The organism is Bacillus sp. LLTC93, from assembly GCF_002993125.1.
In the GTDB taxonomy this organism is placed as follows: Bacteria; Bacillota; Bacilli; order Bacillales; family Bacillaceae; genus Bacillus; species Bacillus zhangzhouensis.
In genome coordinates this window covers 161751-184714 of record NZ_PVME01000005.1, presented here as the reverse complement: position 1 = coordinate 184714, position 22964 = coordinate 161751, and the positions used below count along the sequence as shown (strand labels likewise).

At 40.5% G+C, this 22964-nt stretch carries 24 protein-coding genes, 2 tRNA genes, 1 rRNA gene and 1 pseudogene; 17 read left to right on the top strand and 11 right to left on the bottom strand.

Annotated elements, in window-relative coordinates:
* The first annotated feature begins 9 nt into the window (after positions 1–9).
* From rrf to tsaD, 8 genes are all read left to right on the top strand, one after another.
* A 5S ribosomal RNA gene (gene rrf / locus C6W18_RS16045) occupies positions 10–125 on the top strand.
* An 18-nt stretch (positions 126–143) separates the two neighbouring features.
* A tRNA-Met gene (locus tag C6W18_RS16040) sits at positions 144–220 on the top strand.
* Positions 221–268: 48 nt separating this feature from the next.
* Positions 269–345 (top strand) — tRNA-Asp (locus tag C6W18_RS16035).
* 275 nt (positions 346–620) lie between these two features.
* Entirely contained in the window at positions 621–1598 is a 978-nt protein-coding gene (gene thiL / locus C6W18_RS16030; RefSeq protein WP_105928218.1) for a thiamine-phosphate kinase, read from the top strand.
* Positions 1599–1611: 13 nt separating this feature from the next.
* On the top strand, positions 1612–2088 hold the full coding sequence (tsaE, locus tag C6W18_RS16025) for a tRNA (adenosine(37)-N6)-threonylcarbamoyltransferase complex ATPase subunit type 1 TsaE (protein WP_105928217.1): 477 nt from the start codon (positions 1612–1614) through the stop codon (positions 2086–2088).
* On the top strand, positions 2069–2758 hold the full coding sequence (gene tsaB / locus C6W18_RS16020; protein WP_105928216.1) for a tRNA (adenosine(37)-N6)-threonylcarbamoyltransferase complex dimerization subunit type 1 TsaB: 690 nt from the start codon (positions 2069–2071) through the stop codon (positions 2756–2758). Before tsaE ends, tsaB begins: the two co-directional genes overlap by 20 nt.
* A 25-nt stretch (positions 2759–2783) precedes the next feature.
* Positions 2784–3212, top strand: coding sequence for a ribosomal protein S18-alanine N-acetyltransferase (gene rimI, locus C6W18_RS16015; RefSeq protein ID WP_034320429.1), 429 nt, complete (start codon positions 2784–2786; stop codon positions 3210–3212).
* A complete protein-coding gene (gene tsaD, locus C6W18_RS16010; protein ID WP_105928215.1) occupies positions 3205–4233 on the top strand; it encodes a tRNA (adenosine(37)-N6)-threonylcarbamoyltransferase complex transferase subunit TsaD in 1029 nt (342 codons plus the stop codon). The genes rimI and tsaD overlap by 8 nt, the downstream gene beginning before the upstream one ends.
* Positions 4234–4504: 271 nt before the next feature.
* Here tsaD and C6W18_RS16005 read toward each other — a convergent pair whose 3' ends face one another.
* Positions 4505–6427: an ABC-F family ATP-binding cassette domain-containing protein gene (locus C6W18_RS16005; RefSeq protein WP_105928214.1), complete on the bottom strand. Its 1923-nt coding sequence runs from the start codon at positions 6425–6427 to the stop codon at positions 4505–4507.
* A 138-nt stretch (positions 6428–6565) separates the two neighbouring features.
* Here C6W18_RS16005 and moaC point away from each other — a divergent pair, with 138 nt between their 5' ends.
* From moaC to tatC, 4 genes are read left to right on the top strand one after another with little or no spacing between them, the layout of a single operon-like run.
* A complete protein-coding gene (gene moaC, locus C6W18_RS16000; protein WP_105928213.1) occupies positions 6566–7057 on the top strand; it encodes a cyclic pyranopterin monophosphate synthase MoaC in 492 nt (163 codons plus the stop codon).
* A 15-nt stretch (positions 7058–7072) separates the two neighbouring features.
* On the top strand, positions 7073–7726 hold the full coding sequence (locus tag C6W18_RS15995) for a redox-sensing transcriptional repressor Rex (protein WP_008355687.1): 654 nt from the start codon (positions 7073–7075) through the stop codon (positions 7724–7726).
* Positions 7727–7753: 27 nt separating this feature from the next.
* Positions 7754–7933: a twin-arginine translocase TatA/TatE family subunit gene (locus C6W18_RS15990; protein ID WP_003214302.1), complete on the top strand. Its 180-nt coding sequence runs from the start codon at positions 7754–7756 to the stop codon at positions 7931–7933.
* A 6-nt stretch (positions 7934–7939) separates the two neighbouring features.
* Entirely contained in the window at positions 7940–8698 is a 759-nt protein-coding gene (gene tatC, locus C6W18_RS15985) for a twin-arginine translocase subunit TatC (RefSeq protein WP_105928212.1), read from the top strand.
* A gap of 39 nt (positions 8699–8737) precedes the next feature.
* On the opposite strand, the gene C6W18_RS15980 is transcribed toward tatC, so the two are convergent.
* Genes C6W18_RS15980 through C6W18_RS15970 form a run of 3 tightly spaced genes read right to left on the bottom strand, consistent with a single transcriptional unit; the run spans position 8738 to position 10346 of the window.
* A complete protein-coding gene (locus C6W18_RS15980; protein ID WP_105928211.1) occupies positions 8738–9364 on the bottom strand; it encodes an NUDIX hydrolase in 627 nt (208 codons plus the stop codon).
* Positions 9365–9420: 56 nt separating this feature from the next.
* On the bottom strand, positions 9421–9615 hold the full coding sequence (locus C6W18_RS15975; RefSeq protein WP_034320377.1) for a YdiK family protein: 195 nt from the start codon (positions 9613–9615) through the stop codon (positions 9421–9423).
* On the bottom strand, positions 9612–10346 hold the full coding sequence (locus C6W18_RS15970; protein ID WP_105928210.1) for a CPBP family intramembrane glutamic endopeptidase: 735 nt from the start codon (positions 10344–10346) through the stop codon (positions 9612–9614). Before C6W18_RS15970 ends, C6W18_RS15975 begins: the two co-directional genes overlap by 4 nt.
* 229 nt (positions 10347–10575) lie before the next feature.
* Here C6W18_RS15970 and groES point away from each other — a divergent pair, with 229 nt between their 5' ends.
* Both groES and groL read left to right on the top strand, forming a co-directional pair.
* Entirely contained in the window at positions 10576–10860 is a 285-nt protein-coding gene (groES, locus tag C6W18_RS15965) for a co-chaperone GroES (RefSeq protein ID WP_003214120.1), read from the top strand.
* A 55-nt stretch (positions 10861–10915) separates the two neighbouring features.
* On the top strand, positions 10916–12550 hold the full coding sequence (gene groL, locus C6W18_RS15960) for a chaperonin GroEL (RefSeq protein WP_034320371.1): 1635 nt from the start codon (positions 10916–10918) through the stop codon (positions 12548–12550).
* 76 nt (positions 12551–12626) lie between these two features.
* On the opposite strand, the pseudogene C6W18_RS15955 reads toward groL, so the two are convergent.
* Positions 12627–12848 (bottom strand): annotated as a pseudogene (locus tag C6W18_RS15955) (tyrosine-type recombinase/integrase); the annotation flags it as partial.
* 247 nt (positions 12849–13095) lie between these two features.
* Positions 13096–14538, bottom strand: a complete 1443-nt coding sequence (locus C6W18_RS15950) for an ATP-binding protein (protein ID WP_105928209.1) — start codon at positions 14536–14538, stop codon at positions 13096–13098.
* A 654-nt stretch (positions 14539–15192) separates the two neighbouring features.
* On the opposite strand from C6W18_RS15950, the gene C6W18_RS15940 reads away from it, so the two are divergent.
* Positions 15193–15630 carry a hypothetical protein gene (locus C6W18_RS15940; RefSeq protein ID WP_105928208.1) on the top strand — a complete coding sequence of 146 codons (438 nt, stop codon included), beginning with the start codon at positions 15193–15195 and terminating at the stop codon, positions 15628–15630.
* A 60-nt stretch (positions 15631–15690) separates the two neighbouring features.
* Here C6W18_RS15940 and C6W18_RS15935 read toward each other — a convergent pair whose 3' ends face one another.
* Positions 15691–16158 carry a hypothetical protein gene (locus tag C6W18_RS15935; protein ID WP_105928207.1) on the bottom strand — a complete coding sequence of 156 codons (468 nt, stop codon included), beginning with the start codon at positions 16156–16158 and terminating at the stop codon, positions 15691–15693.
* A 123-nt stretch (positions 16159–16281) separates the two neighbouring features.
* Complete coding sequence (locus tag C6W18_RS15930) at positions 16282–16956, bottom strand: hypothetical protein (RefSeq protein ID WP_105928206.1); 675 nt, start codon at positions 16954–16956, stop codon at positions 16282–16284.
* 212 nt (positions 16957–17168) lie between these two features.
* Between C6W18_RS15930 and C6W18_RS15925 the strand changes: the two genes are divergently transcribed.
* Both C6W18_RS15925 and C6W18_RS15920 read left to right on the top strand, forming a co-directional pair.
* Positions 17169–17537: an RlpA-like double-psi beta-barrel domain-containing protein gene (locus C6W18_RS15925; protein WP_003213878.1), complete on the top strand. Its 369-nt coding sequence runs from the start codon at positions 17169–17171 to the stop codon at positions 17535–17537.
* A gap of 73 nt (positions 17538–17610) precedes the next feature.
* A complete protein-coding gene (locus tag C6W18_RS15920; protein ID WP_105928205.1) occupies positions 17611–18660 on the top strand; it encodes a hypothetical protein in 1050 nt (349 codons plus the stop codon).
* Between the two features lie 216 nt (positions 18661–18876).
* Here the strand turns inward: C6W18_RS15920 and C6W18_RS15915 are convergent, their stop codons facing one another.
* The 3 genes from C6W18_RS15915 to gabP all read right to left on the bottom strand — a co-directional run bounded on the left by C6W18_RS15915 (position 18877) and on the right by gabP (position 22557).
* On the bottom strand, positions 18877–19251 hold the full coding sequence (locus tag C6W18_RS15915) for a carboxymuconolactone decarboxylase family protein (RefSeq protein ID WP_105928204.1): 375 nt from the start codon (positions 19249–19251) through the stop codon (positions 18877–18879).
* 286 nt (positions 19252–19537) lie between these two features.
* A complete protein-coding gene (locus tag C6W18_RS15910; RefSeq protein ID WP_034320340.1) occupies positions 19538–21070 on the bottom strand; it encodes a multicopper oxidase family protein in 1533 nt (510 codons plus the stop codon).
* Positions 21071–21168: 98 nt separating this feature from the next.
* A complete protein-coding gene (gabP, locus tag C6W18_RS15905) occupies positions 21169–22557 on the bottom strand; it encodes a GABA permease (RefSeq protein WP_034320338.1) in 1389 nt (462 codons plus the stop codon).
* Positions 22558–22964 lie beyond the last annotated feature (407 nt).

The window sequence follows — 22964 nt, the reverse complement described above, 5'->3', positions numbered from 1 at the left end:
TCCATCAGGTTTGGTGGCGATAGCGAAGAGGTCACACCCGTTCCCATACCGAACACGGAAGTTAAGCTCTTCAGCGCCGATGGTAGTTGGGGGTTTCCCCCTGTGAGAGTAGGACGCCGCCAAGCTTGTTATCTTTATATCGTCGCGGGGTGGAGCAGTTCGGTAGCTCGTCGGGCTCATAACCCGAAGGTCGCAGGTTCAAATCCTGCCCCCGCAACCAAATTATTTTATATACCAATAGGGAGTACTCATTGAGTGCAACCAAAATGGTCCGGTAGTTCAGTTGGTTAGAATGCCTGCCTGTCACGCAGGAGGTCGCGGGTTCGAGTCCCGTCCGGACCGCCATTTTTATGACTTGTAAACGAAAACGTATAGTTTCGTTTTTTTTTATGTCTTTTTCTTTCAACAAGTAACCATGATGCGATGAAATAGCTTGCGTTTGGCTACACTATATGTGAAAAGAAAAGATAGATCACTTCAGCAAAGCCTGGTTTTTCATACCAGGCTTTCTTTATATCATTTTTAGTTGGAACTGAGACTCATATTCGCTACACTAATACTAACTGTGTCTGACATCATGTCTACTCAATCAATTGATTGCATGAAGGGGCTGTCTTTTTATGGATGAATTTGATCTTATTCACCGAATAACACCAAAAGAAACACATCAGCGTTCTTTGGTCATGGGCATCGGTGATGATGCAAGTGTTTATCAACCTCATTCACATTGTGAAGAGGTCGTTTGTGTTGATACAATGGTAGAGCATGTTCATTTTCGTTTTGACTTTTCTACACCTTTTGAGGTTGGCTTTAAAGCACTGGCGGTCAACATCAGTGATATCGCCGCAATGGGAGGAACCCCAAAGTATTATCTTGTATCGATTGCGATTCCGCCTCATGGTGATGAGACGATCGTCACAGCTCTTTATGAGGGAATGAAAGCGTTGGCTGACACCTATCATATGGATTTGATTGGTGGGGATACGGTAGCCATCCGCAGTGACTTTGTCATTACAGTGACGGTCATTGGTGAGGTTCCAAAGGGAAAAGCTTGTTACCGTCACAGTGCTCAAGCAGGAGATATTGTATTTGTTACTGGTGAACTCGGTTCATCAGCTGCCGGATTATCACTCTTAATGAACGAAGTAGACTCTGCAAAGGCAGTCGATTCTGATTTTTTTCTTGAGCGTCACAAAATGCCTCAGCCTCATATTGCTGCTGGATACATATGCTCAAGCTTCCCACGGGTGACCTTGAATGATGTGAGTGATGGATTAGCAAGTGAGCTGAATGAGATAGCCGAAGCGAGCCGTGTGACGATAGAGATTGAAGCTGACAAGCTCCCAAAACATCCAGCTTTACCGATGTTACGCAAAGACTGGCTTGAATGGGTGTTGTTTGGTGGAGAAGACTTTGTGTTAACTGGCACGATTCCAGAGGCTGATTGGGAAAGCTTTGAAATACAATGTAAAAAAGAAGACATTCAGATCACACGCATTGGACAAGTTAAAGGTGATCAAGCAGCCAGCGTTATTTTAAAAGACAATGATCAACAAACAGTGTTAATGAAAAAAGGATATAATCATTTTAAGAAATGAGGTGACATCAACTGTGAAATTAACATGGACGACAAAAGGTGCGGATGAGACGAAACGAATTGCCGCTGCTTTGGCCAAACTTGTGAAGCCAGGCGATGTATTGACATTAGAAGGAGATTTAGGCGCTGGCAAAACCACTTTTTCAAAAGGTTTTGCGGAAGGCTTAGGTATTACCCGTATCGTCAACAGCCCCACTTTTACCATTATTAAAGAATATACTGATGGCAGACTGCCACTTTATCATATGGACGTGTACCGCATGGAAGATGCAGAGGAAGATATCGGACTCGAAGAATATTTTGAGGGCGAAGGTGTATGCTTGGTTGAATGGGCACATCTCATTGAACCGCAATTGCCTTCATCGTATTTAAAAATTGACATGCTGAGAACAGAACGTGAAGAAGAACGTCATCTCACGTTTGATGCAAAAGGGGAGCACTACGAGGCCCTTTGTAAGGAGATGAAAGAATTTGACCATACTGGCGCTTGATACGTCAAACCATACATTAGGAATTGCTCTTGTAAGAGATAACACAGTAATTGGCGAGAGCATCACGTACTTAAAAAAGAACCATTCCGTCCGAGCGATGCCGACTGTTGAAGCACTGATGAAAGAATGTGGTGTAGCGCCAAGCGAACTAAGCAAAATCGTTGTAGCAAAAGGACCTGGTTCCTACACTGGCGTCAGAATCGGTGTGACCATTGCAAAAACACTGGCGTGGACGCTGTCTATCCCGATATCGGCTGTTTCGAGTTTAGAAACACTCGCGGCAAATGGTCAATATTTTGATGGATGGATCTCGCCACTATTTGATGCGAGAAGAGGACAAGTTTATACTGGGCTATATATGTTTGAAGAAGGAAAGATTAAAGAGATCAAACCAGACCAAAATATCTTGCTCACGGATTGGCTTCAAGAGCTGAAGCAGGCAGAAAAGCCTGTCTTATTTCTTGGACATGATGTGCATCTTCATCAAGAGAGCATTCGCTCCATTTTAGGAGAGACTGCTGCTGTGGCAGAGGGGGCATTTCATAATCCAAGACCTTCAGTGCTTGCGTTTTTAGGAGCAGATCGTCCTGCTGAAGATGTCCACCAGCTTGTCCCTAACTATATTCGTTTGGCAGAAGCGGAAGTGAAATGGCTTGAAGGACAAAAATAATCTCAACACAGTAGAGATTCGAAAAATGACAGTAGAGGACATTCCAGAGGTGTATACGATTGAAGTGCATTCGTTTACAGCACCTTGGAAAAAAGAATCGTTTGTCTATGAGATTCTCCATAACCAATACAGTCATTATTTCCTCATTGAAGAAGCTAAGCAGCCTGTTGGGTATTGCGGGGTCTGGATTGTCATGGACGATGCACAAATTACGAACATTGCGATTCTCCCTGAGCATAGAGGGAAGGGCTACGGGGAAGCATTGCTTCGATATGTCATGGAATTTTGCAAGGAAAAAAAGACAGATCATCTTTCTTTAGAGGTGCGGGTTTCTAATACACCGGCACAATCCCTTTATGAAAAGCTTGGTTTCAGACCAGCTTCTATTCGAAAGAATTATTATACAGATAATGGGGAAGATGCATTAGTCATGTGGGTGAATATAAATGAGTGAACAAACAGATCGATTCATATTAGGTATAGAAACAAGCTGTGACGAAACAGCTGCGTCCATTGTGAAAAATGGGAAAGAAATCGTAGCGAATGTTGTGGCCTCGCAAATAGAAAGTCATAAACGATTTGGCGGTGTTGTACCAGAAATTGCTTCAAGGCATCACGTGGAGCAAGTGACCATCGTATTAGAAGAAGTGATGGCACAGGCCAATATGAGCTTTAAGGATTTAGATGCTATTGCTGTCACAGAAGGACCGGGCTTAGTCGGTGCTCTTCTGATCGGTGTCAATGCAGCAAAGGCACTGAGCTTTGCTCATCAAATTCCTCTCGTTGGTGTTCATCATATTGCTGGACATATTTATGCAAACCAGCTTGTTGATGAATTACAGTTCCCATGTTTAGCTCTTGTTGTCTCTGGCGGACATACTGAGCTTGTTCTAATGAAAGAGCATGGGTCCTTTGAGGTCATCGGTGAAACATTAGATGATGCGGCTGGAGAAGCCTATGACAAAGTGGCTCGGACGATGGGTCTTCCGTATCCAGGTGGACCTCATATTGATCGATTAGCACATGAAGGAGAGCCAACGATCAAGCTTCCTCGCGCATGGCTTGAAGAAGGGTCCTATCATTTTAGTTTCAGTGGTTTAAAATCAGCTGTGATCAACACATTACACAATGCATCCCAAAAGGGAGAAACGATTGCTCCAGAGAATTTGGCGGCAAGTTTTCAAGAAAGCGTCATTGAGGTGCTTGTTGGAAAGACATTAAAAGCGGCTGAGGCGTATGGGGTGAAGCAGGTTGTTCTAGCTGGAGGAGTCGCTGCCAATAAAGGACTGAGAGAAGCCCTAACGTCAGCATTTACGAAGCTGTCAGAAGTAAATGTCACCATTCCGCCATTGTCTCTTTGCACAGACAATGCAGCCATGATTGCTGCTGCGGGTACCATTGCGTTTGAAAAAGGAATAAGAGGCGATATGGCAATGAACGGTCAGCCTGGATTACCGCTTGTCTCATATGAATGAAAACTCCTGTGGATAGACAGGGGTTTTTTTATTTGGAATGAAAGCGATTTATTCACATGTAAACGTTATATATCCACAATTGTTAGAAAATTTCGTTTTAAAATGAAGAGAATGTGTATAAATGTGAGTTTTTCTGTGGATATGTGATTAAAACCTTGTGGATAAAGTGGATAAGTCCGAAGTGTTTAATAATAATAAAGAAGTTATTGTGGATATCATTGTGGGTAATAAAGCTTCACTGAAAGAAAAAGAGCACCCGTTAGGGCACTCTTTAAGATTCTGATAGGTCTTCCCACTCTGCAAAAAGTGATTCAAGCTCTTGATTAAGCGCATCATTTTCTGTTTGAATGGCTTGGACCTTCTCGTGATCTTGGAAAATAGCAGGATCACATAAAAGCTGTTCATTTTCACCGAGCTTCTCTTCGATGACGGCGATCCGCTCTTCAATTTCTTCGATTCTGCGTTGCTTTTGTCTTTCTTTCTTTTTCAGTTCTTTTTCTTCCGCATAAGAAAGCTTGGCTGTTTCTACTGGTTTTTCTGCGTGCTTTTTAGACGGCTCGTGATTTTTGAGCGCTTCAAGCTCTAATTGTTCGTTTTTCTTTTCAAGGTAGTAGTCATAGTCACCAAGATATTCTTTTGTTTCTGCTCGCGACAGCTCGAACACTTTTGTTGCCAGACGGTTGATAAAATAACGATCATGCGAAACAAATAAGATGGTTCCTGGATAATCAATTAGCGCATTCTCTAAAATTTCCTTACTATCTAAGTCCAGATGGTTAGTAGGTTCATCGAGAATGAGGAAATTGGCTTTTTGCAGCATCAGCTTCGCCAGTGCAAGACGCGCTTTTTCTCCACCACTTAGTGCATGAACGGGCTTTAAGACGTCATCACCGGAGAAAAGGAAGTTTCCTAAACATGTCCGGATTTCTTTTTCATTCATATGAGGATAATCATCCCAAAGCTCATTTAGCACTTTCTTGGAGGATGTCAGTTTGGCTTGTTCCTGATCATAGTAGCCGATCGTGACATGAGATCCAAAATTGATGTTGCCTTTTACAGGCTTTATTGTATTCGTTAAGGTTTTTAAGAGCGTTGATTTCCCGATCCCGTTCGGACCAATGAGTGCCACGCTATCCTCACGTTTGATATGAAACGAAAGGGAGGATAGGAGCGGTGTTTTTTCATCATAACTAATATCAAGGTCATGCACCTTCAGCACATCATTTCCGCTCTGTCTCGTAATATCAAAATGAAAGCTTGCGGATTTCTCATCACCTAATGGCTTATCTAAACGATCCATCCGTTCCAGCTGCTTCCGTCTGCTCTGAGCGCGCTTTGTGGTCGAGGCTCTTGCTAGGTTGCGATCCACGAAATCCTGAAGCTTCGAGATTTCTTCTTGCTGCTTTTCATAGAGCTTCATATCTCGCTCTAGCTGCTCTGCTTTCAGCTCAAGATACTTACTATAGTTCCCTGCAAACTTTTTCATCGCTGTTCTTGAGACTTCATAGACATGATTGACGACTTTGTCTAAGAAGTAGCGGTCATGGGAAACGATAAGAATAGCTCCTGTATAATTTTGCAAATACTGCTCAAGCCATGATAAGGTATCAATATCTAAATGGTTGGTCGGCTCATCCAGAATTAAGAGTTCTGGTTTCATTAATAAGAGCTTTCCAAGTGCTAGACGGGTTTTCTGGCCGCCGCTTAATGATTGGACGGTTGCCTCATCTTCAAAATGACTAAAGCCGAGACCATGAAGGATGGAACGGACATCTGCTTCATATTGATAGCCACCTTGATCTTTAAATTCCTGCTGCAGCCTGTCATAGGTTTTCATCAGGGAATCCAGCTCTGAACCTGTGGAAGAAGCCATTTTTTCCTCAATGGTTCTCATCTCTTGTTCCATCCCTTTTAAATGATCAAAAACCGATAATAATTCGTCTTTTAACGTACGTGTAGACGTCACATCGGTGTGCTGTGCTAAATAGCCGATTGATAGGTCTTTCGGTTTGATGATCTCACCTTGCTCGTAAGACATTTGACCGGCAATAATTTTTAAAAGCGTGGATTTGCCTGCGCCGTTACGACCAACAATGGCAATACGATCCTTTGCTTTGACTTCCAATTTTATATTCGTTAAAACGGTATCAGCGCCAAACGATTTGGACAGCTGATTCACTTGTAGAATCATCATGTAACTTCACCTCTGCTATAATATGTTAAGTGTAGCTTATCAGCAGTAAACCGGCAAATCTTACATACAATCACAACGGTCAAATGAAAGACAGATAGGAAAAAATAGTGTATGATTTGAGTGAGGGAGCGTTGAAAGATGAGTCAATTTAGCCACTTTAACGAACAAGGAAGAGCAAAGATGGTCGACATTAGTGACAAATCGTCTACAGTGAGAACCGCCGTTGCTGCTTCAAGCGTTCGTATGATAAAAGAAGTGTTTCATAAAATACAACAACATGAAATTGGAAAAGGGGATGTGCTGTCTGTCGCACAGGTTGCTGGCATTATGGCAGCAAAGCAAACGTCCAACATCATTCCAATGTGTCATCCGCTCGCACTAAAAGGCGTGGATATCTCCTTTGATTGGGAGGAAGACGGAAATGCGCACATTCTGAACATACAAGTACAGGTCAAAACAAAAGGAAGAACGGGTGTGGAGATGGAAGCGCTCACTTCTGCTTCAGTATGTGCACTGACCGTTTACGACATGTGTAAAGCGATCGATAAAGGCATGATCATCGGTCCCACCTATCTAGTTGAAAAGACAGGCGGGAAAAACGGTGATTTTCACAGAGCATCTGATATTTAAGTTGGAGGATCTTATATGAATATAGACCAGTCAAAAATTCCACAAGCGACAGCCAAACGTTTGCCGCTTTACTACCGTTTTTTAAAAAATCTGCATGCATCAGGAAAACAAAGGGTGTCATCGGCAGAGCTTAGTGATGCAGTCAAAGTGGATTCTGCCACCATTCGCCGAGATTTTTCGTATTTTGGTGCACTAGGGAAGAAAGGGTATGGCTATAATGTCGATTACCTCTTGACCTTCTTTAGAAAGACTCTTGACCAAGATGAAATGACCAATGTGATGCTCATCGGTGTCGGGAATTTAGGAACGGCTTTTTTACACTATAATTTCATAAAAAATAATAATACAAAAATTTCAATGGCTTTTGACGTCAATGAGAGTAAAATAGGAAGTGAGATAGGCGGCGTGCCTGTCTATGATTTGGATAAGCTTGAAGAGCATGTTCAAGAGGTAGGAGATATTCCTGTTGCGATTTTGACAGTACCTGCCGTAGCAGCTCAGTCCATTACAGATCGTTTGATTGCCCTTGGCATCAAAGGAATCCTTAACTTTACGCCGGCTCGATTGAATGTGCCGGAACACATTCGAATTCATCATATAGATTTGGCGGTTGAACTTCAGTCTCTTGTGTATTTCTTAAAGCATTACTCTGTTACGCAGGAGGATTGATGAAACGGGGTAAAGGGGGTGGAGCAAATGGGTCCGATCGGTCCTGGAAGTTTGGTTCTGATTGCGATTGTTGCGCTCATTATTTTTGGGCCGAAAAAGCTTCCTGAATTAGGAAGAGCAGCAGGAGATACATTACGTGAATTCAAAAATGCCACAAAAGGTTTAGCTGATGATCAGGAAGAAAAAAAGAAAAAAGAAGATCAGTAGAATAGGATGAGCTTCATGAATGTCAAAGATATGCCGCTTATGGAGCATATTGTGGAACTGCGAAAACGTTTAGTGATCATTGCGATGTTTTTTGTCACCTTTATGGTGGCAGGTTTTTTTCTCGCTAAGCCGGTCATTGTGTATTTGCAAAATACCGATGAAGCGGCAACACTGACACTGAACGCGTTTAAGCTCACAGACCCACTGTACGTGTTTATGCAGTTCGCATTTGTCATTGCTTTGGTTTTGACGTGTCCCGTTATTTTATATCAGCTTTGGGCGTTTGTGAGTCCTGGCTTATATGAAAAAGAAAGAAAGGTGACACTTGCTTACATTCCGATTGCACTGCTTTTATTTTTGAGCGGTGTGGCTTTCTCTTATTTTATTTTGTTTCCGTTTGTCGTCGATTTTATGATACGAATGTCGAATGATTTAAATGTAGAGCAAGTGATTGGGATTCATGAGTATTTTACATTTCTGATGCAGTTAACACTTCCATTTGGATTTTTGTTTCAGATGCCTGTCGTGTTGATGTTTCTCACAAGACTTGGCATCATTACACCAATGTTTTTATCGAAAATACGGAAGTATGCCTATTTTGTCCTCCTTGTCATTGCCGCACTCATTACACCGCCAGAGCTTGTTTCTCACCTCATGGTTACCTTGCCAATGCTCGTTTTGTATGAAGTGAGTATTGTCATTTCAAGAGTAACCTATCGCAAAATGCAGCAAACTGAGGAGAAAGAAAGTCATTATGTCTCATAAAAAAGCATCGTGATCCAATATGTGATCACGATGCTTTTTCTATTGTGAAAGGAATTGATTGATCGCATGAAAGAGGTGCTCATAATAGGCAGGTTCATGCGGGACAAAATCTTGAACATGGACTTCCCTGCTTTCCTCACGTCGTTCTCCGCTTGTATTCATTTCAAAGCCCTCGATTTGAATTCTTTCGCAAGTTCCTGTTAAAAGCTGCTGTGCATCAAGCAGCTTTGCTCTGTACAAACCAGCGACTTCTTCTTTCTGTAGATGAACTTCCATGTGCTCTGTTTGATCCATGTAAAGATACACATGGCAGAACTCACGGTCGATGAACGGAGGCAGATGAATTTCATCTTGTATGAGTCCTGTATAGGTAAGATCCTTAAAAGGGATGGAAAGACCAAGCTCTTCTTCTATCTCTCTCAAGCCATCAGAAGGCAGTTCATCTGCGAGAAGATGGCCCGCTGCTGTGATATCAAGCAGAGAAGGAAAATCCTTCTTTGCAGGACTTCTTAGCTGAAAATAGAGATAGACTGTGCCATGTTCTCGTTTGAGAAGCCAGAAATGAAAGGTTTCATGCCAAAGACCTTGGGCATGGACATCTGAACGGATGGCAACTCCAATCGTTTCATGTTGCTCGTTTAAGATGCGAAGTTTTTCATGTTCCATGAAGATACGACCTCCATAAAAAAACCATTTTCCAAACGCGGAAAATGGTTTTTGATTTATTTTTGCTGCTGTTTTTTGAGTTTGACAGAGAAAGCAAACATTTTAAACGCGATATTGATATTATAGGCCGCAAACACCATCAGCAAAATGCTGTAAAATGACCACATGTCACCTGGGTTTTGGATGGCCATATAGGTGAAAGCCACACCTACGGCAAAATAAATGATGCCCCATACAACAGGGTTTCTCATGAGAAAAAGCCTCCAATAATCATTTGCATTGTTTGAGATTGTTCTTCAATCATTTTTTTCACTGGCTCAATCTGCACAAGAATGACGAGCGAGTTCATGAGCATATGAGCACCGATTGGAACAATGATTCGTTTTGTTTTCGCATATAAAAAGGCAAAGGTAAAGCCCATTGCGGTATAGAGCAAGATATGGGCAAAATCAGTGTGCACAGCAGCAAAAACCACTGAACTGACAAGTGCCCCAATGAAGAAATTTGTCTTTTCATAAATCACACCAAAAATAATTTTTCGGAAAATGATTTCCTCTAAGATCGGTCCAATCAAGGCGATCACGATCACAAGCCAAGGAACGGCATCCATAATGGATAAAATCGCTTGTGTATTTTCTGATTCACGGCCAATGCCAAATGCATATTGTTCAATCACTCCTGCAATCGATTGCGCAAAGAGGGAAAGAAAGAAACCGCCAATGATCCAGGCGATGGCAGAGCCGACTGAAACCGGCGCTTCATTCCGAAGTGAAGCTTTTGGTACGGTTCGAAGAATGAGCAAAATAATGATCAATCCGATACAGAAGCTGATGATTGTCCAAGTTCCTGATAATTGAGAGTACTCTTCTTGTGTCATTGGCGTTTGAATGAGTCCTAACCCTTTCATGACAAGTACAAAAGGGATCACAGAGAAGAGCACCAATATATAAGTTAAGATGATGTACCAATATTGTTTTTTCAAGTAACGAAAACCCCTTTACTAAAAGAACTAGATTTATTGTAACACAAGTCTTCTTTTTCGTTGAAAAGGAAAGAATCTGTGATGGGAAAAGATCGTGAAAGCGTAAAAATTTTTAAGGGTTTTTACTTGAAATTGCAGAAGAGATTCTTTATTATAATAAATGTGTTAGCACTCGTTGGTGATGAGTGCTAAAAAAGACTACATATAAAAATTGAGGAGGTTGTTTCTTATGTTAAAGCCATTAGGCGATCGCGTAATCATTGAACTCGTTGAATCTGAGGAAAAAACCGCTAGCGGTATTGTCTTACCGGATTCTGCAAAAGAAAAACCACAAGAAGGTAAAATTGTTGCAGCAGGTTCAGGTCGTGTACTTGAAAGTGGTGAGCGCGTTGCGTTAGAAGTCAATACAGGCGACCGCATTATCTTCTCAAAATATGCAGGCACTGAAGTGAAATATGAGGGAAAAGAATATTTAATCCTTCGTGAAAGCGACATTTTAGCTGTTATTGGTTAATCACATAAAAAATATTGAGATACATTTCTAAAAAGACTGAGGAGGTTTTGTTATTATGGCAAAAGATATTAAGTTCAGTGAAGAAGCACGCCGTGCGATGTTACGTGGTGTAGATGCACTTGCAGATGCTGTAAAAGTAACTTTAGGACCTAAAGGACGTAACGTGGTTCTTGAGAAAAAATTCGGTTCTCCACTTATCACAAATGACGGTGTAACAATTGCAAAAGAAATCGAATTAGAAGATGCATTTGAAAACATGGGTGCAAAACTTGTGGCAGAAGTTGCAAGCAAAACAAACGATGTAGCTGGTGACGGTACTACTACTGCAACGGTTCTAGCTCAAGCAATGATCCGTGAAGGTCTGAAAAACGTAACAGCTGGTGCAAACCCTGTTGGCGTTCGTAAAGGGATCGAAGAAGCAGTGAAAGTAGCACTTGAAGGCTTGCACGAGATTTCTAAACCAATCGAAGGCAAAGAATCAATTGCTCAAGTTGCGTCAATTTCTGCAGCAGATGAAGAAGTAGGAAGCCTAATCGCTGAAGCAATGGAGCGTGTAGGTAACGACGGTGTTATTACAATTGAAGAATCTAAAGGATTCACGACTGAGCTTGAAGTGGTTGAAGGGATGCAATTTGACCGCGGATATGCTTCACCATACATGGTGACGGATTCTGATAAGATGGAAGCCGTTCTTGAAAATCCTTACATCTTAATCACTGATAAAAAGATCACAAACATTCAAGAAATCCTTCCTGTACTTGAGCAAGTGGTACAACAAGGAAAACCATTGTTGATCATTGCAGAAGATGTAGAAGGCGAAGCACTTGCAACACTTGTTGTAAACAAACTTCGTGGAACATTCAACGCAGTGGCAGTAAAAGCACCTGGATTCGGTGATCGTCGTAAAGCAATGCTTGAAGACATCTCTGTTCTAACTGGCGGAGAGTTAATCACAGAAGACCTAGGACTTGACCTGAAATCAACTGAAATCGGTCAGCTTGGCCGCGCGTCTAAAGTCGTTGTGACAAAAGAAAACACAACTATCGTAGAAGGTTCAGGAGATTCTGCTCAAATTGCAGCACGTGTCAACCAAATCCGTGCGCAAGTTGAAGAAACAACTTCTGAATTCGATAAAGAAAAATTACAAGAACGTCTTGCAAAACTAGCTGGTGGCGTCGCTGTCATCAAAGTTGGTGCTGCAACTGAAACAGAACTAAAAGAGCGTAAGCTACGCATCGAGGATGCACTTAACTCAACTCGTGCAGCAGTTGAAGAAGGTATCGTATCTGGTGGTGGTACAGCACTTGTGAATGTATACAAAAAAGTCGCTTCAATCGAAGCTGATGGTGACGTTCAAACAGGTGTAAACATCGTTCTACGTTCTCTTGAAGAGCCAATCCGTCAAATCGCTCACAACGCAGGTCTTGAAGGATCCGTTATCGTTGAGCGCTTGAAAAACGAAGAAATTGGCGTAGGCTTCAACGCAGCAACAAACGAATGGGTAAACATGATCGAAAAAGGAATCGTTGACCCAACAAAAGTAACTCGCTCTGCACTTCAAAACGCAGCTTCTGTTGCAGCAATGCTTCTAACAACTGAAGCAGTCGTTGCTGACAAACCAGAAGAAGGCGGCTCAGGCGGCGGAATGCCGGATATGGGCGGCATGGGCGGTATGGGTGGAATGATGTAATTACGGATTTAAACCCTTATTAATCAATCAAGGGTTTAACCGTAAGTCACACTCATTTTGATGCCATATAGATAAATTAGAGGCTTTTCATTAGTTCTCCGAACTTTTGAGAAGCTTCTTTTTTTCGGTCTTTTGTTATGTGCAGGTATATTTTAGTTGTTGTTTGATCTTCTGTATGTCCAAGTCTATCCATTATCCTTTGGAGATCCACACCAGCTTCAGCAAGAAGAAAGGTATGTGTATGCCGTAATGAATGAGTTGTTAATTCAACGTTTAAGCCAGCTATTCTAAGCAATCTGCCATTAGATTTTAAACGTTTTTATGGACAATTGGATAACCGTGCTATTGCTCGTTTTTGGCAATAATGATGTCTCTATTGTAATAAGTCGTTCGTTCGATTACTTGATGTTGTGCTTCTTTGTAGCGGTTTTATACCATCGTTTTCAGGGCAAAAAAATATTAAAAAAGAAGTCGCTCTTCAACAATATGAGCGGCTCCTTATTGTTTATATGTGATTTGATAAATCTTTGTATAATTCACACATTCTATTTGTTTAATAATCTTTTTAGCATACTTTTGGGTTTTACAGGATTTGAACTTTCAAGGATAAGAGTAGATAACTTCCCAAGCATTTTAGTTAATTCATTTTCGAATTCTATGGTGTTATCATCAGTATTTGTATGAGCGTGAACCAACTCGTGCACAAGTGTACCTGCGAATGATTGTATATTTTTCAGTTGGCTACGTTTAATAATAATTCGTTTAGTGGACGGCTCCCATAACCCAAGTGCATCATAACCCGTATTATTGTCTGGCCGCATTGAATCGGAAATCACAATATCATTGACGAGATTACTCTTTTTTGGGAACCAACTTACAATGGTATCTTTGTAGTTGAAAATTTCTTTTTCTTTAGCCGTTAATTGGTTGACTTTTACGATATCAAATTGGAATTGTTCGTTCCATTCTAACGCATAAGTTTCCAAGCTTCTGAAGTTATTACCATTCAGATCTTTACTAGTTTCAAGTTTATTCGCTAGTGAATCAGGAACAGTAATGATACGTATTCCTTCCTCCTTTGCGTAACTTAAGTATTTACCACCATCCATTAAATCATAAGCACTTAAAAACATCACTTTTTTGTCCTTGCTACTTAATATTTTACAGGCGTGTAGTTGAACATCAACCCATTGTAATTCATCGTGATAATTTCCTGTTTGAATCCTTTGTAAATCATCCACCAGTTTTCTAGCAAATGTTGGGCTCTTACATTCTAAGAGAATAGACTTTACCCTGTCTGTGTAAGCACTTCTTCCTACATTTGTTCGCTCCCGATTTAAAGATTGACGAAGTTTCTTAGTGGTGGAAGTGATATTGTAAGAAAAGAGTAAATTGTCTTCCTCAGCTATACAAATTCCGTTAACGTAAATTCTTGAACGATTTTTATTGTTTTCAATGAGTTCCCCATACTTCGTTTTTTCAATTGTCTTTTCTCCGGAATAAAGTAAGAAGAAATCCTTGGCTTTTTCGATATCATCATCTTTGAGACCAGTAAACATAAAGTCTGTGCCTACCAAATTAGGATTAGTCGGACTATTGACGATGGCGTGCAAAGTTACCAAATCGTCAAAGTCTCCCTTAGATAACTTCTTTATTGTAATATCACTATATTTTGATTGAATGAGGATTTCTACGTTCCTTCGATCGAATGTCGCCAATGCATCTTTTAAACCTACCCCGAATTTGCCAATGACTTTATCCGGGTTCTCTGTCTTTTCTATATTCTCGTTTTGCGTTAGGTGTTCATACTTTAGACCTCTCCCAAAATCTTTGATATGCCATTTATTATCATCATCTTTAAAAATAAGGGGCTCTTTCGTGTTCGTTAAATTTGATTCATCCAGTGCATTTGCTATGATTTCTCTTAAGGCGTGAGGAATGGTCCAGTGCTCTAATACTTTTTCGATGTTCAAATCGAACTTTCTCATTATTAATGCTTCTCCTTTGTAATTGGTATTTTTTATAAGAAAATTATACCTCATACTTTTGAAACTAGACTATAAATTGATTTTTATTTGTGGTTTTGCACCTCAAAAAAGAACCTGTTAGTATATTCAAGATTGTCTCTTTTTTAATCTGAAATTATGCTCTGTATAAAAAACGTTTTTAAAATAGAAAAATCTATGTTGTGAAATATGATGTTATTTGTCATTGTGATTATAATAAAAAGATTGAAGTGGTTGATATGATAGACTTCAGAGAGTTTTTATGGGAGGCGTTGTCTGAGGAACTGTTAGAGAAGCAAAATGAAAGGCGCTGTAGGCTTTAAGATCATCATTAATGAAGTTCAGGCTGCTTCTAAATTAAGCTAAAATCGCCACGAAAAGGATTGTGCTCGCATCATTGAAAAGCTGATGCAGAGGGTGAAGTGGAAATGGCTGAGGCGATAAAAGAGTGAGTAAACGATGTATGAGAAAAGCACTCTTATGATCAAGAGTGCTTTTTTCTATTGAGAGATATAAGATACCTTGGCTTATAATGTCACATTTTCTTTAAAATTACATAAAAAAATCCACTATTTCCATAAAAAATCAGATCATTTCCTTATAATAAAAGTATCTGAAAATGGGGAGTGAGTCGAGATGGACCAAAACGTGTTGCAAATGAATCAAGAAGCATCAGAGAATGAATTAGCGGTTCTTAATATTTCTTCTAAAGATATTGGTGCTCTATCAAAAGAATTAGCGGAGCGGATTTTACAAACGAAGGATACGGACTATATTCATCAGGTGATGTATGTTCCGATTGAGAAGAAAGAAGATTTGGATTGGTTGATTCAATGTGTTGGAGAGGCGTTAGACGATGAGGATGAAGATGACGTTACACTTGAATTCGCTGATTTGCTCTATTTCTTTGTCATTCCGTTTTATGGGGAGTATATTTTGAGAGATCGTCATTTGTATGAGTATATCGATCATTTGCTGGTACGATTAGCATCAAGGGCTCACTCGGATATCCAAACACTGGTCGATGCTATGAGAGATGATTTGACTGAGGTGAACATTAAAAAAATCTTGTAGAGCGGACCTCTACAAGATTTTTTAGTCGCAAGAAAATCCATAAAGAATGTCCTTGTCCATTTACTGGGCTCTTTCCCAGGTGATTTTTGTTTCATTTGTTGTTTTCTTTCCTTTTGCCAGCACCTTGCCGTTTTCTTGTTTCACGGTGATGTTTAGGTCATAAAAGGAATAGAGGGCGCCAAGGCTGTCATTTTCCGGTTTATGCAGGTTGTTTTCTTTTTCAGTCGCTGCCCCAATGGCTAGCGTTTTGGCAAAGTTTAAACCGATGACTTCAGCGTAATCACTATTTGTATCAGAGGAAGCTGTCACGTTTAAAGAAATGACTTTTTTCTTTTGATCAACGGTGATCGCTGTGTCTTTTACGAGCTTAGACTGCTCCATCACCTCTTTTGTTTCATTTTGAATGCGTTCATTGATCGTTGGAAGTGCCTTCGTTTCTGTTTTTTGTTCTTTTGTCGTATTTGAGCAAGCTGCTAGCATGAAGAGACTTGCAACTAGACTCATGAAAACAAGTAGACTTTTTTTCACGTTCGTTCTCCTTTTTTCTTCGAAGTATGTATGCTTATGTTACCACGAATCCTTGTTTTGATTAAAAGAGAAGTGTTGATAAGCTGTGAACAATAAAAAGCACCCAAACTGGGCGCTTTTTTCTTATTGTGCTGAAAGGCTTGTACTAAGTGGAATAGAAGAATGTACCGTGAATTTAGGAGACGGCGCACCTGATTCTAGATTTTTACGCAACAGCGATGATTTGATGGACCCATCCCATTTTTTATAGACGCTTCCTGATGTATCTGCACGAAGCTGTACATTTGAGAAGCTTGCTTGTGTGTAGCTGTTTGCCCCATTATCCTGAACACCGTGTACCATTTTGACAACATCAAAGTTTTTCAGACGGCTAGGGTTGAAAACAGGCTGCTTGTAGCGCAATTTCCCATTGACATATAGTGACACCGTGCCATCACCATTGTTGATGAGCTTTAAGTTGACACGTGCGCCATCCTTAATGCTCGTATCGTATTCACTGTTCCAGTATTGACTGCCGCCTTGTGAGCCGCTGCCAAGAAAGACCTTATAGCCAGAAGACGTTTTTGAAATACCGCTCTCTACAACGGCAGAGCCAAGACCGAGATACCAGTCAGCATATCCATTTTTAATCGTTGCTGTTTTCGGAAGCACAATATCAGCAGAGATACCTGACCATTTGGCTTCATCCGTTTGTGTCACAATCGCACCGTGACGGGGACCAGCTGCTGAGGCAGGTAGACTTGAAAGCATCAAAACGAAGGCCAAACTCACACTCAAAACAATGAACCACTTTTTCATAAAAATTCCTCCTTATATTGGATTCACTTTTATTATATAAAATGAAAGAGAGGGGCTACTTACATTGTTCTGGCTGATTTTGGTATTTTTTGTGAACAAAATCGGTCATAAAAAAGTGGTCAACTTGTATTCGAATTGTAATGTGACTGTAAAATAACTGGGGGCATCTTCATGTATAATAAGTGCAGAAACCAAATACGGAGGATTTTTTTATGAATAAAAAGCTTATCGCGACAATCGTAACAGTAGCTAGTTTATTTTTAGCGTTTAGTTTCTCACATGGAGCAAGTGCAAAAAAAGTAAGCGGCAATATTACTTGGTATAATGGTGTCGGTAAAAAAGGCGCAGATGGAAAAAAACTCGGTCATTGGGATGCAGCAACTAAAATGGGATTTGACGTACCGAAAAAAGGTACAAAACTAAGAGTGACAACAAAAGCGAAACCACATAAAGTGATTACAGTATATAAATATGATGTTGGTAGAATGCCAAACGCTGTATTAGACGTAAGTCCGAAAGCATTCAAAGCACTTGGGTATAAAACAAGTAAAGGTGTCGTAAAAGGGCATTACACTTATTAATACATAGGCATGCAAAGAAGCGGGAAAAGTTCATTTTCTGGCTTCTTTTCTTGTAGAGAGGGTCTAAAAGACAATGAAAAAATCAACATGGTGGATCATCACGGTCATTGGAGTCGCAGTGATTGCGGCAGTCGTTTTCTTCATGATGAAGCCGGCTCAAGAGGCGAAACATGTGGGAAAAGTCAAAACGAATCAAGATGCAAAAGACGAATTGCTTGTTTCATTTACAGATCAGCAGTTAAACAATACATATTACCTGCACGATCGGGCGCTTCATACGGAAAAGCTGACAGCGTATCCTTCGATTGCTTATGATTCTACGAAACAGCTTTTATATTACACGTATACGGATGAAGACACGCAAAAAGTGAGTATTCGGGAATTGAATGTGAAAAATGATCAAGAAAAAACGCTGTTTACTAGTGACGATTCAATCGACAGTATGAGGCTATCTGGTAACGGAAAGCAGTTATATCTAAGGTATAACAAGGATTCTGGGGAACAGTTTTATGTCGCTTCTTTTGATTTGAAAAAACACAAAGTGAAGATGTTGTATCCAGAGAAAAGCAAGGATGATACGGTGAGTTCTTTTGCCTATGATCCGACTTCAAACCTTTTGGCCGTCCAGCATTATTCATTAAAAGAGGATTATCAGAAGACCGATGAAGCGAATGAAAAAGGGACGGATCCTGAACCAACGACCATGAAGATCACCCTTCAAACAGGTCAGAAGGGGAATCGTATTGCACGTATCTCACAAACGATCAATGATATTTCATTTTCACCAGATCACAAGACATTGATTTATACAGAAGTGAAGGTTCGAAACGAAAAAGAAGTATCTTCTATTAAGATGCTTGATGTAGAAACGGGGAAAACGACGACACTCGTTAAAAACAACCAGAATGTTCATATTTTAAGTGCTGCACAGCCGCAATTTTCTACGGATGGGACATCTGTTTATTTCTTAGGTGTTGCAAAGAACGCAAAGGAATTAAAGGATGACACCGGAAGAAAGGCGAAGGTAAGGACCATTTTTGAATATGATATCAAGAAGAAAACAGTAGAAGCCGCTTGGGAGAAGGATGGCGGAATCATTAACAATTTCACTGTCAATCGATAAACGATGCGTTCAGTTATTTTATATAACTGGACGTTTTTTTATTTTGTCATTTGATATACCGGGGAAATAGGTGAGTTCATGAAATGAAATTCGTTTTTTAGAAAGAAAAAAGAGGAGCATTTTCGTATTTTGCTGGTGTGACAGAGGAGAAGAAAGAGAGTAAAATGAATGGAAATAAAAAAACGAGAGGACAGATGGGCTCTCGTTTGATCTTATTTATTTGGTGTTTTCGTCTAGTAAGTTTTGAAAAATAAATAGGGCATTAATGGAATGAGGAAATCCAGCAATCTTTGTACAGTGCTTAATAATCTCCATGACCTCTATGACAGAGAGACCGATATGTAATGCTTGTTTAAAATGAGCCTTTAGCTCTTCATCACAATCGCCTTTTGTGATGAGGGCAGATAATGTGCTAATTGCCTTCTGTTTATCATCTAATATGAAGTGGTTGAATTCTTTTTGTTCACCGAGTTCAATTGTTAGTTGTTCAATGTTTGTCCGAATGCTCTCATTTTCATGAATTGAAAGCTTCTCCATGTTACCTGCCACTGTTTCTTGTTTGATCTGGCAAGTCTCTTTTTCTTCATTCAAATTGAACTCCTCCGTTTTTTATCGCAATTTTCCATTTGTTTGTTTAATGTTCCTTATGTGCCTTTTGATAGATGTAATGGGTATATAGTAGTACTATCGGCTTGCTGCGTCAACTTTTTAAGTGTTGCATGTACAAATAAATGCCAATTCACGCGATACATTGTTCTATTTTCTAATGAATCAATGAAAAGGAAATAAAGGGCTAATGTAACAATGTCCGTTAGCCCTTCGCGATCATCTACTTCATGCATATTTCTACGCATGTGAAGGAAGAATGGTTTCATTTTTACCGAATGATATCCATCGGCCGCATCATGTCATAATCTTCGTGCTCTAAAATATGACAATGCCACACATACCGTCCGCTGTATGGGACAAAGCGTGCGATGATTCGAATGACTTCACCGGCATGCGCCTGAATGGTGTCCTTGTAGCCTTGTTCATGTAAAGGAGGTGCTTCATTTGGTCCTGTATACACGATTTCTCCAGTCGACTGATAGATTTCTGTATCAAATGGTCTTCTGTCTATCACCCTGAATTGAACAAGGTGTAAATGAATGGGGTGTGTACCCCTTGTTGGGTTGACGATGGACCAAATCTCTACACTGCCAAGTCGAGGATTTTCCGTGACGGGATCATTCCAAAATTGATTATCTAGTAATAAAATAGGACGGCCATATTTATCCTGCGTGCCGCTAAGTGTGAGCGTACGCTCTTTATCAGCTCGACTTGGCCGAAGCGGTGGCAGCGGTTTGAAGATTGGACGTAATGATTTAGGTGCTCTCCCTTTTAGCGGACGTGTGACTTTAAACTGCATAATGTTCGCATCTGTTTCTGGATTCACTTCTTGGCCGCAGCCTGCTTTATTTTTTAGAATAATTGTTTTGTTTTCATAAGCTGAAAAGTCGATAATGACATCGAAACGTTCAGCAGGTGCAATGCTAAAGGACTTGTGATGAACAGGTCTTGGCAAAAAGCCGCCATCAGATCCAATTTGCAAGATCGTAGCATCGTTGTCTAGATGCAGCTCGTAAGTTCTTGTATTGGACGCATTTAACATGCGAAAACGGTATTTTCGCGGCTCTACTTCTAAATAAGGCCATACTTTTCCATTAACCAGTATCGTTTCCCCGCAAAAAAAGGGGACGATGGAAGGGTCTGGAATGTCACTGTCTTCCGGCGTGTTGTTTGGTCTGCTTGGATAAAATAGTGCGCCATCCTCCTGAAACGTACGGTCCATGATCATTAAAGGAATATCATACTCATTTTTCGGTAATTCTAACGACTTTTCAAACGCATCTGAGATCAAGTAAAACCCAGCTAAGCCGGCGTATACATTTAATCGCGTCAATGCCATTGCATGATCGTGATACCACAATGTGCAGGCTTGCTGATGATTCGGGTATTCGTAAATCTCCCGTTCAAAGAAGGGACCTGTCGCTTCAAAGTCTCGTGAAAACCAAGCTTCTGGATAACCGTCACTGCTTGCTGGTGTGACCCCGCCATGTAAATGAACGACGGTTTTGACTTCTGGTTCGTCATGATGGCCTTCGTGAATGGTGTGATCGACCGGCAGAAAATGCTTAAGCGGCAATTTATTCATCCATTTTACTTTAACCTTTTCATTTCGATTTGCTTTAATGGTTGGACCAGGCAAACTGCCATTATAGGTCCATAGCTTAGTTGGGGGCAGGTCTCTATGAACTTTTAAGAACACTTCCTCCATAGCGATTTCATAATATGTTTGTCTTGGGTTCTTTTTGACGGGCTCCGCTACTTCTGGAATGGGCAGCTCGTCGACAAATTTTTCTAGGTTCATGTTCACTAATCCTCACTTCAAATTCAATTTGATACATTATAAGTGCGGACATCAAAATAGGTGAATAAAATAAAAAAAACCGCTTTTCAGCGGGAGAATTAAGGGTGTTTATTTTCAAGCGCCGCATTTGCAGGCACTTTTTTATTCGGTTTAAAGATAAAATAAGCGGCTAGCACACCAAAGGTAATGATACTTGTCAAAATGAGCTGTGGTCTCATCGATTCGATAAACAGCATAGAAGCCAAAATTGCGCAAATAACCAAAATGGTAAAGTACGTGAGGTATGGGAACAGCCACATTTTGATTTTGAGTTGTTCTGGATTTTCTTTTTCGATTTTACGACGCATTCTTAATTGCGAAACGGCAATGACCAAGTAGACAAGAAGTGCAATGGCACCAGATGCATTGACTAAGAACAAAAAGATGGTTTCAGGATAAAAGTAGTTCATCATGACGGCAATATAGGAAAAGAAGGTCCCTGCGACTGTAGCCGCTATAGGAACACCACGCTTGCTGATTTTCATAAAGCGTTTCGGCGCTTCGCCTCTTTCCGCTAATGAATAAAGCATTCTGGACGTTGTGTACAAGCCGGAGTTTAAACAAGAAAGAACGGCTGTTAAGACAATGACGTTCATGACCTGAGCGGCTGATGGGACGCCGATGTATTCTAACACAGCAACGAATGGGCTTGTTAAAATACTCGCTGAATCCCATGGAAGCAAGGTGACAACGACAGCGATCGATCCGACATAGAAGATAATAATACGCCATACAACAGAGCGAGTAGCCGTTGTAACAGATTTGACAGGGTCAGCTGATTCGCCGGCCGCAATTGCCACAATTTCAGTTCCCATGAAGGAAAAGATGACGACGACGATCCCGAGTAAAACAGAGCTGAATCCGTTGGGAAGAAAACCGCCGTTCCCCGTTAAATTCGCAAGACCTACAGTATGATGACCGCCAAAACCAAAGATGAATGCAAAACCAATGAGTAGAAAGAGAATAATGCTGACGACTTTAATTAATGAAAACCAATATTCAAATTCGCCAAAAGATTTAACAGAAAAGATATTTGTCAATGTTAAGAGGATTGTGAGGATTAGACTTGTGAGCCAAACAGGTGCATCTCCATACCAGTATTGAATAATGGCAGCACCGGCAATCGCCTCGATGGCGATGACGATCACCCAGAAGAACCAGTAAAGCCAGCCGATTGTAAAGCCAGCCCATGGGCCGATGGCGTCGCTTGCATATTGTGAGAAAGAACCGCTTGTCGGATAGGCACACGCCATTTCTCCAAGCATTCTCATAATAAAGATGACCAGAAGTCCGGCAAATGAATAGGAAAGAATGGATCCAGGCCCTGCAGAATGAATGACAGCGCCGCTACCAACAAATAGCCCTGCCCCAATGACCCCGGCAATGGAGATCATTGAAATATGTCTTGTCTTAAGGTTTTTTTGAAGACCGTTTGTCATGTTGGACATTTCTTTACCTCCAAACACTTCTCTTTCGTAGAGAATTTGTTTTTAGAATATTTTAAATTTTATCACACTGAATTGTCATTCAGCATTGGACAGGTTATCAAACTGACATTTCAAACCTCTTAACATGATGTTAAAAAGTATAAAGGATTTGAGAGATTATGTTCCCTCTTTTCCCTCAGTTCATTCTTAAAAATAGCAGAAGAAAGTGGGGAAAAAAGTTGCGTCTTAAAATAAAAATATTCTGATAATTTTAAAGGGAAGTAATGTTGCTCATATGCAAATTTCGGAACGGAAAAGAAAAATGTTGATGGGAGTAGGTTTTGAGGTCGATTGACCTTATAAAAATAAGTTTACTTAGGTCAACACATTTCTATGTATCCTATTTTGCTGACGCAAGCGAATCATGT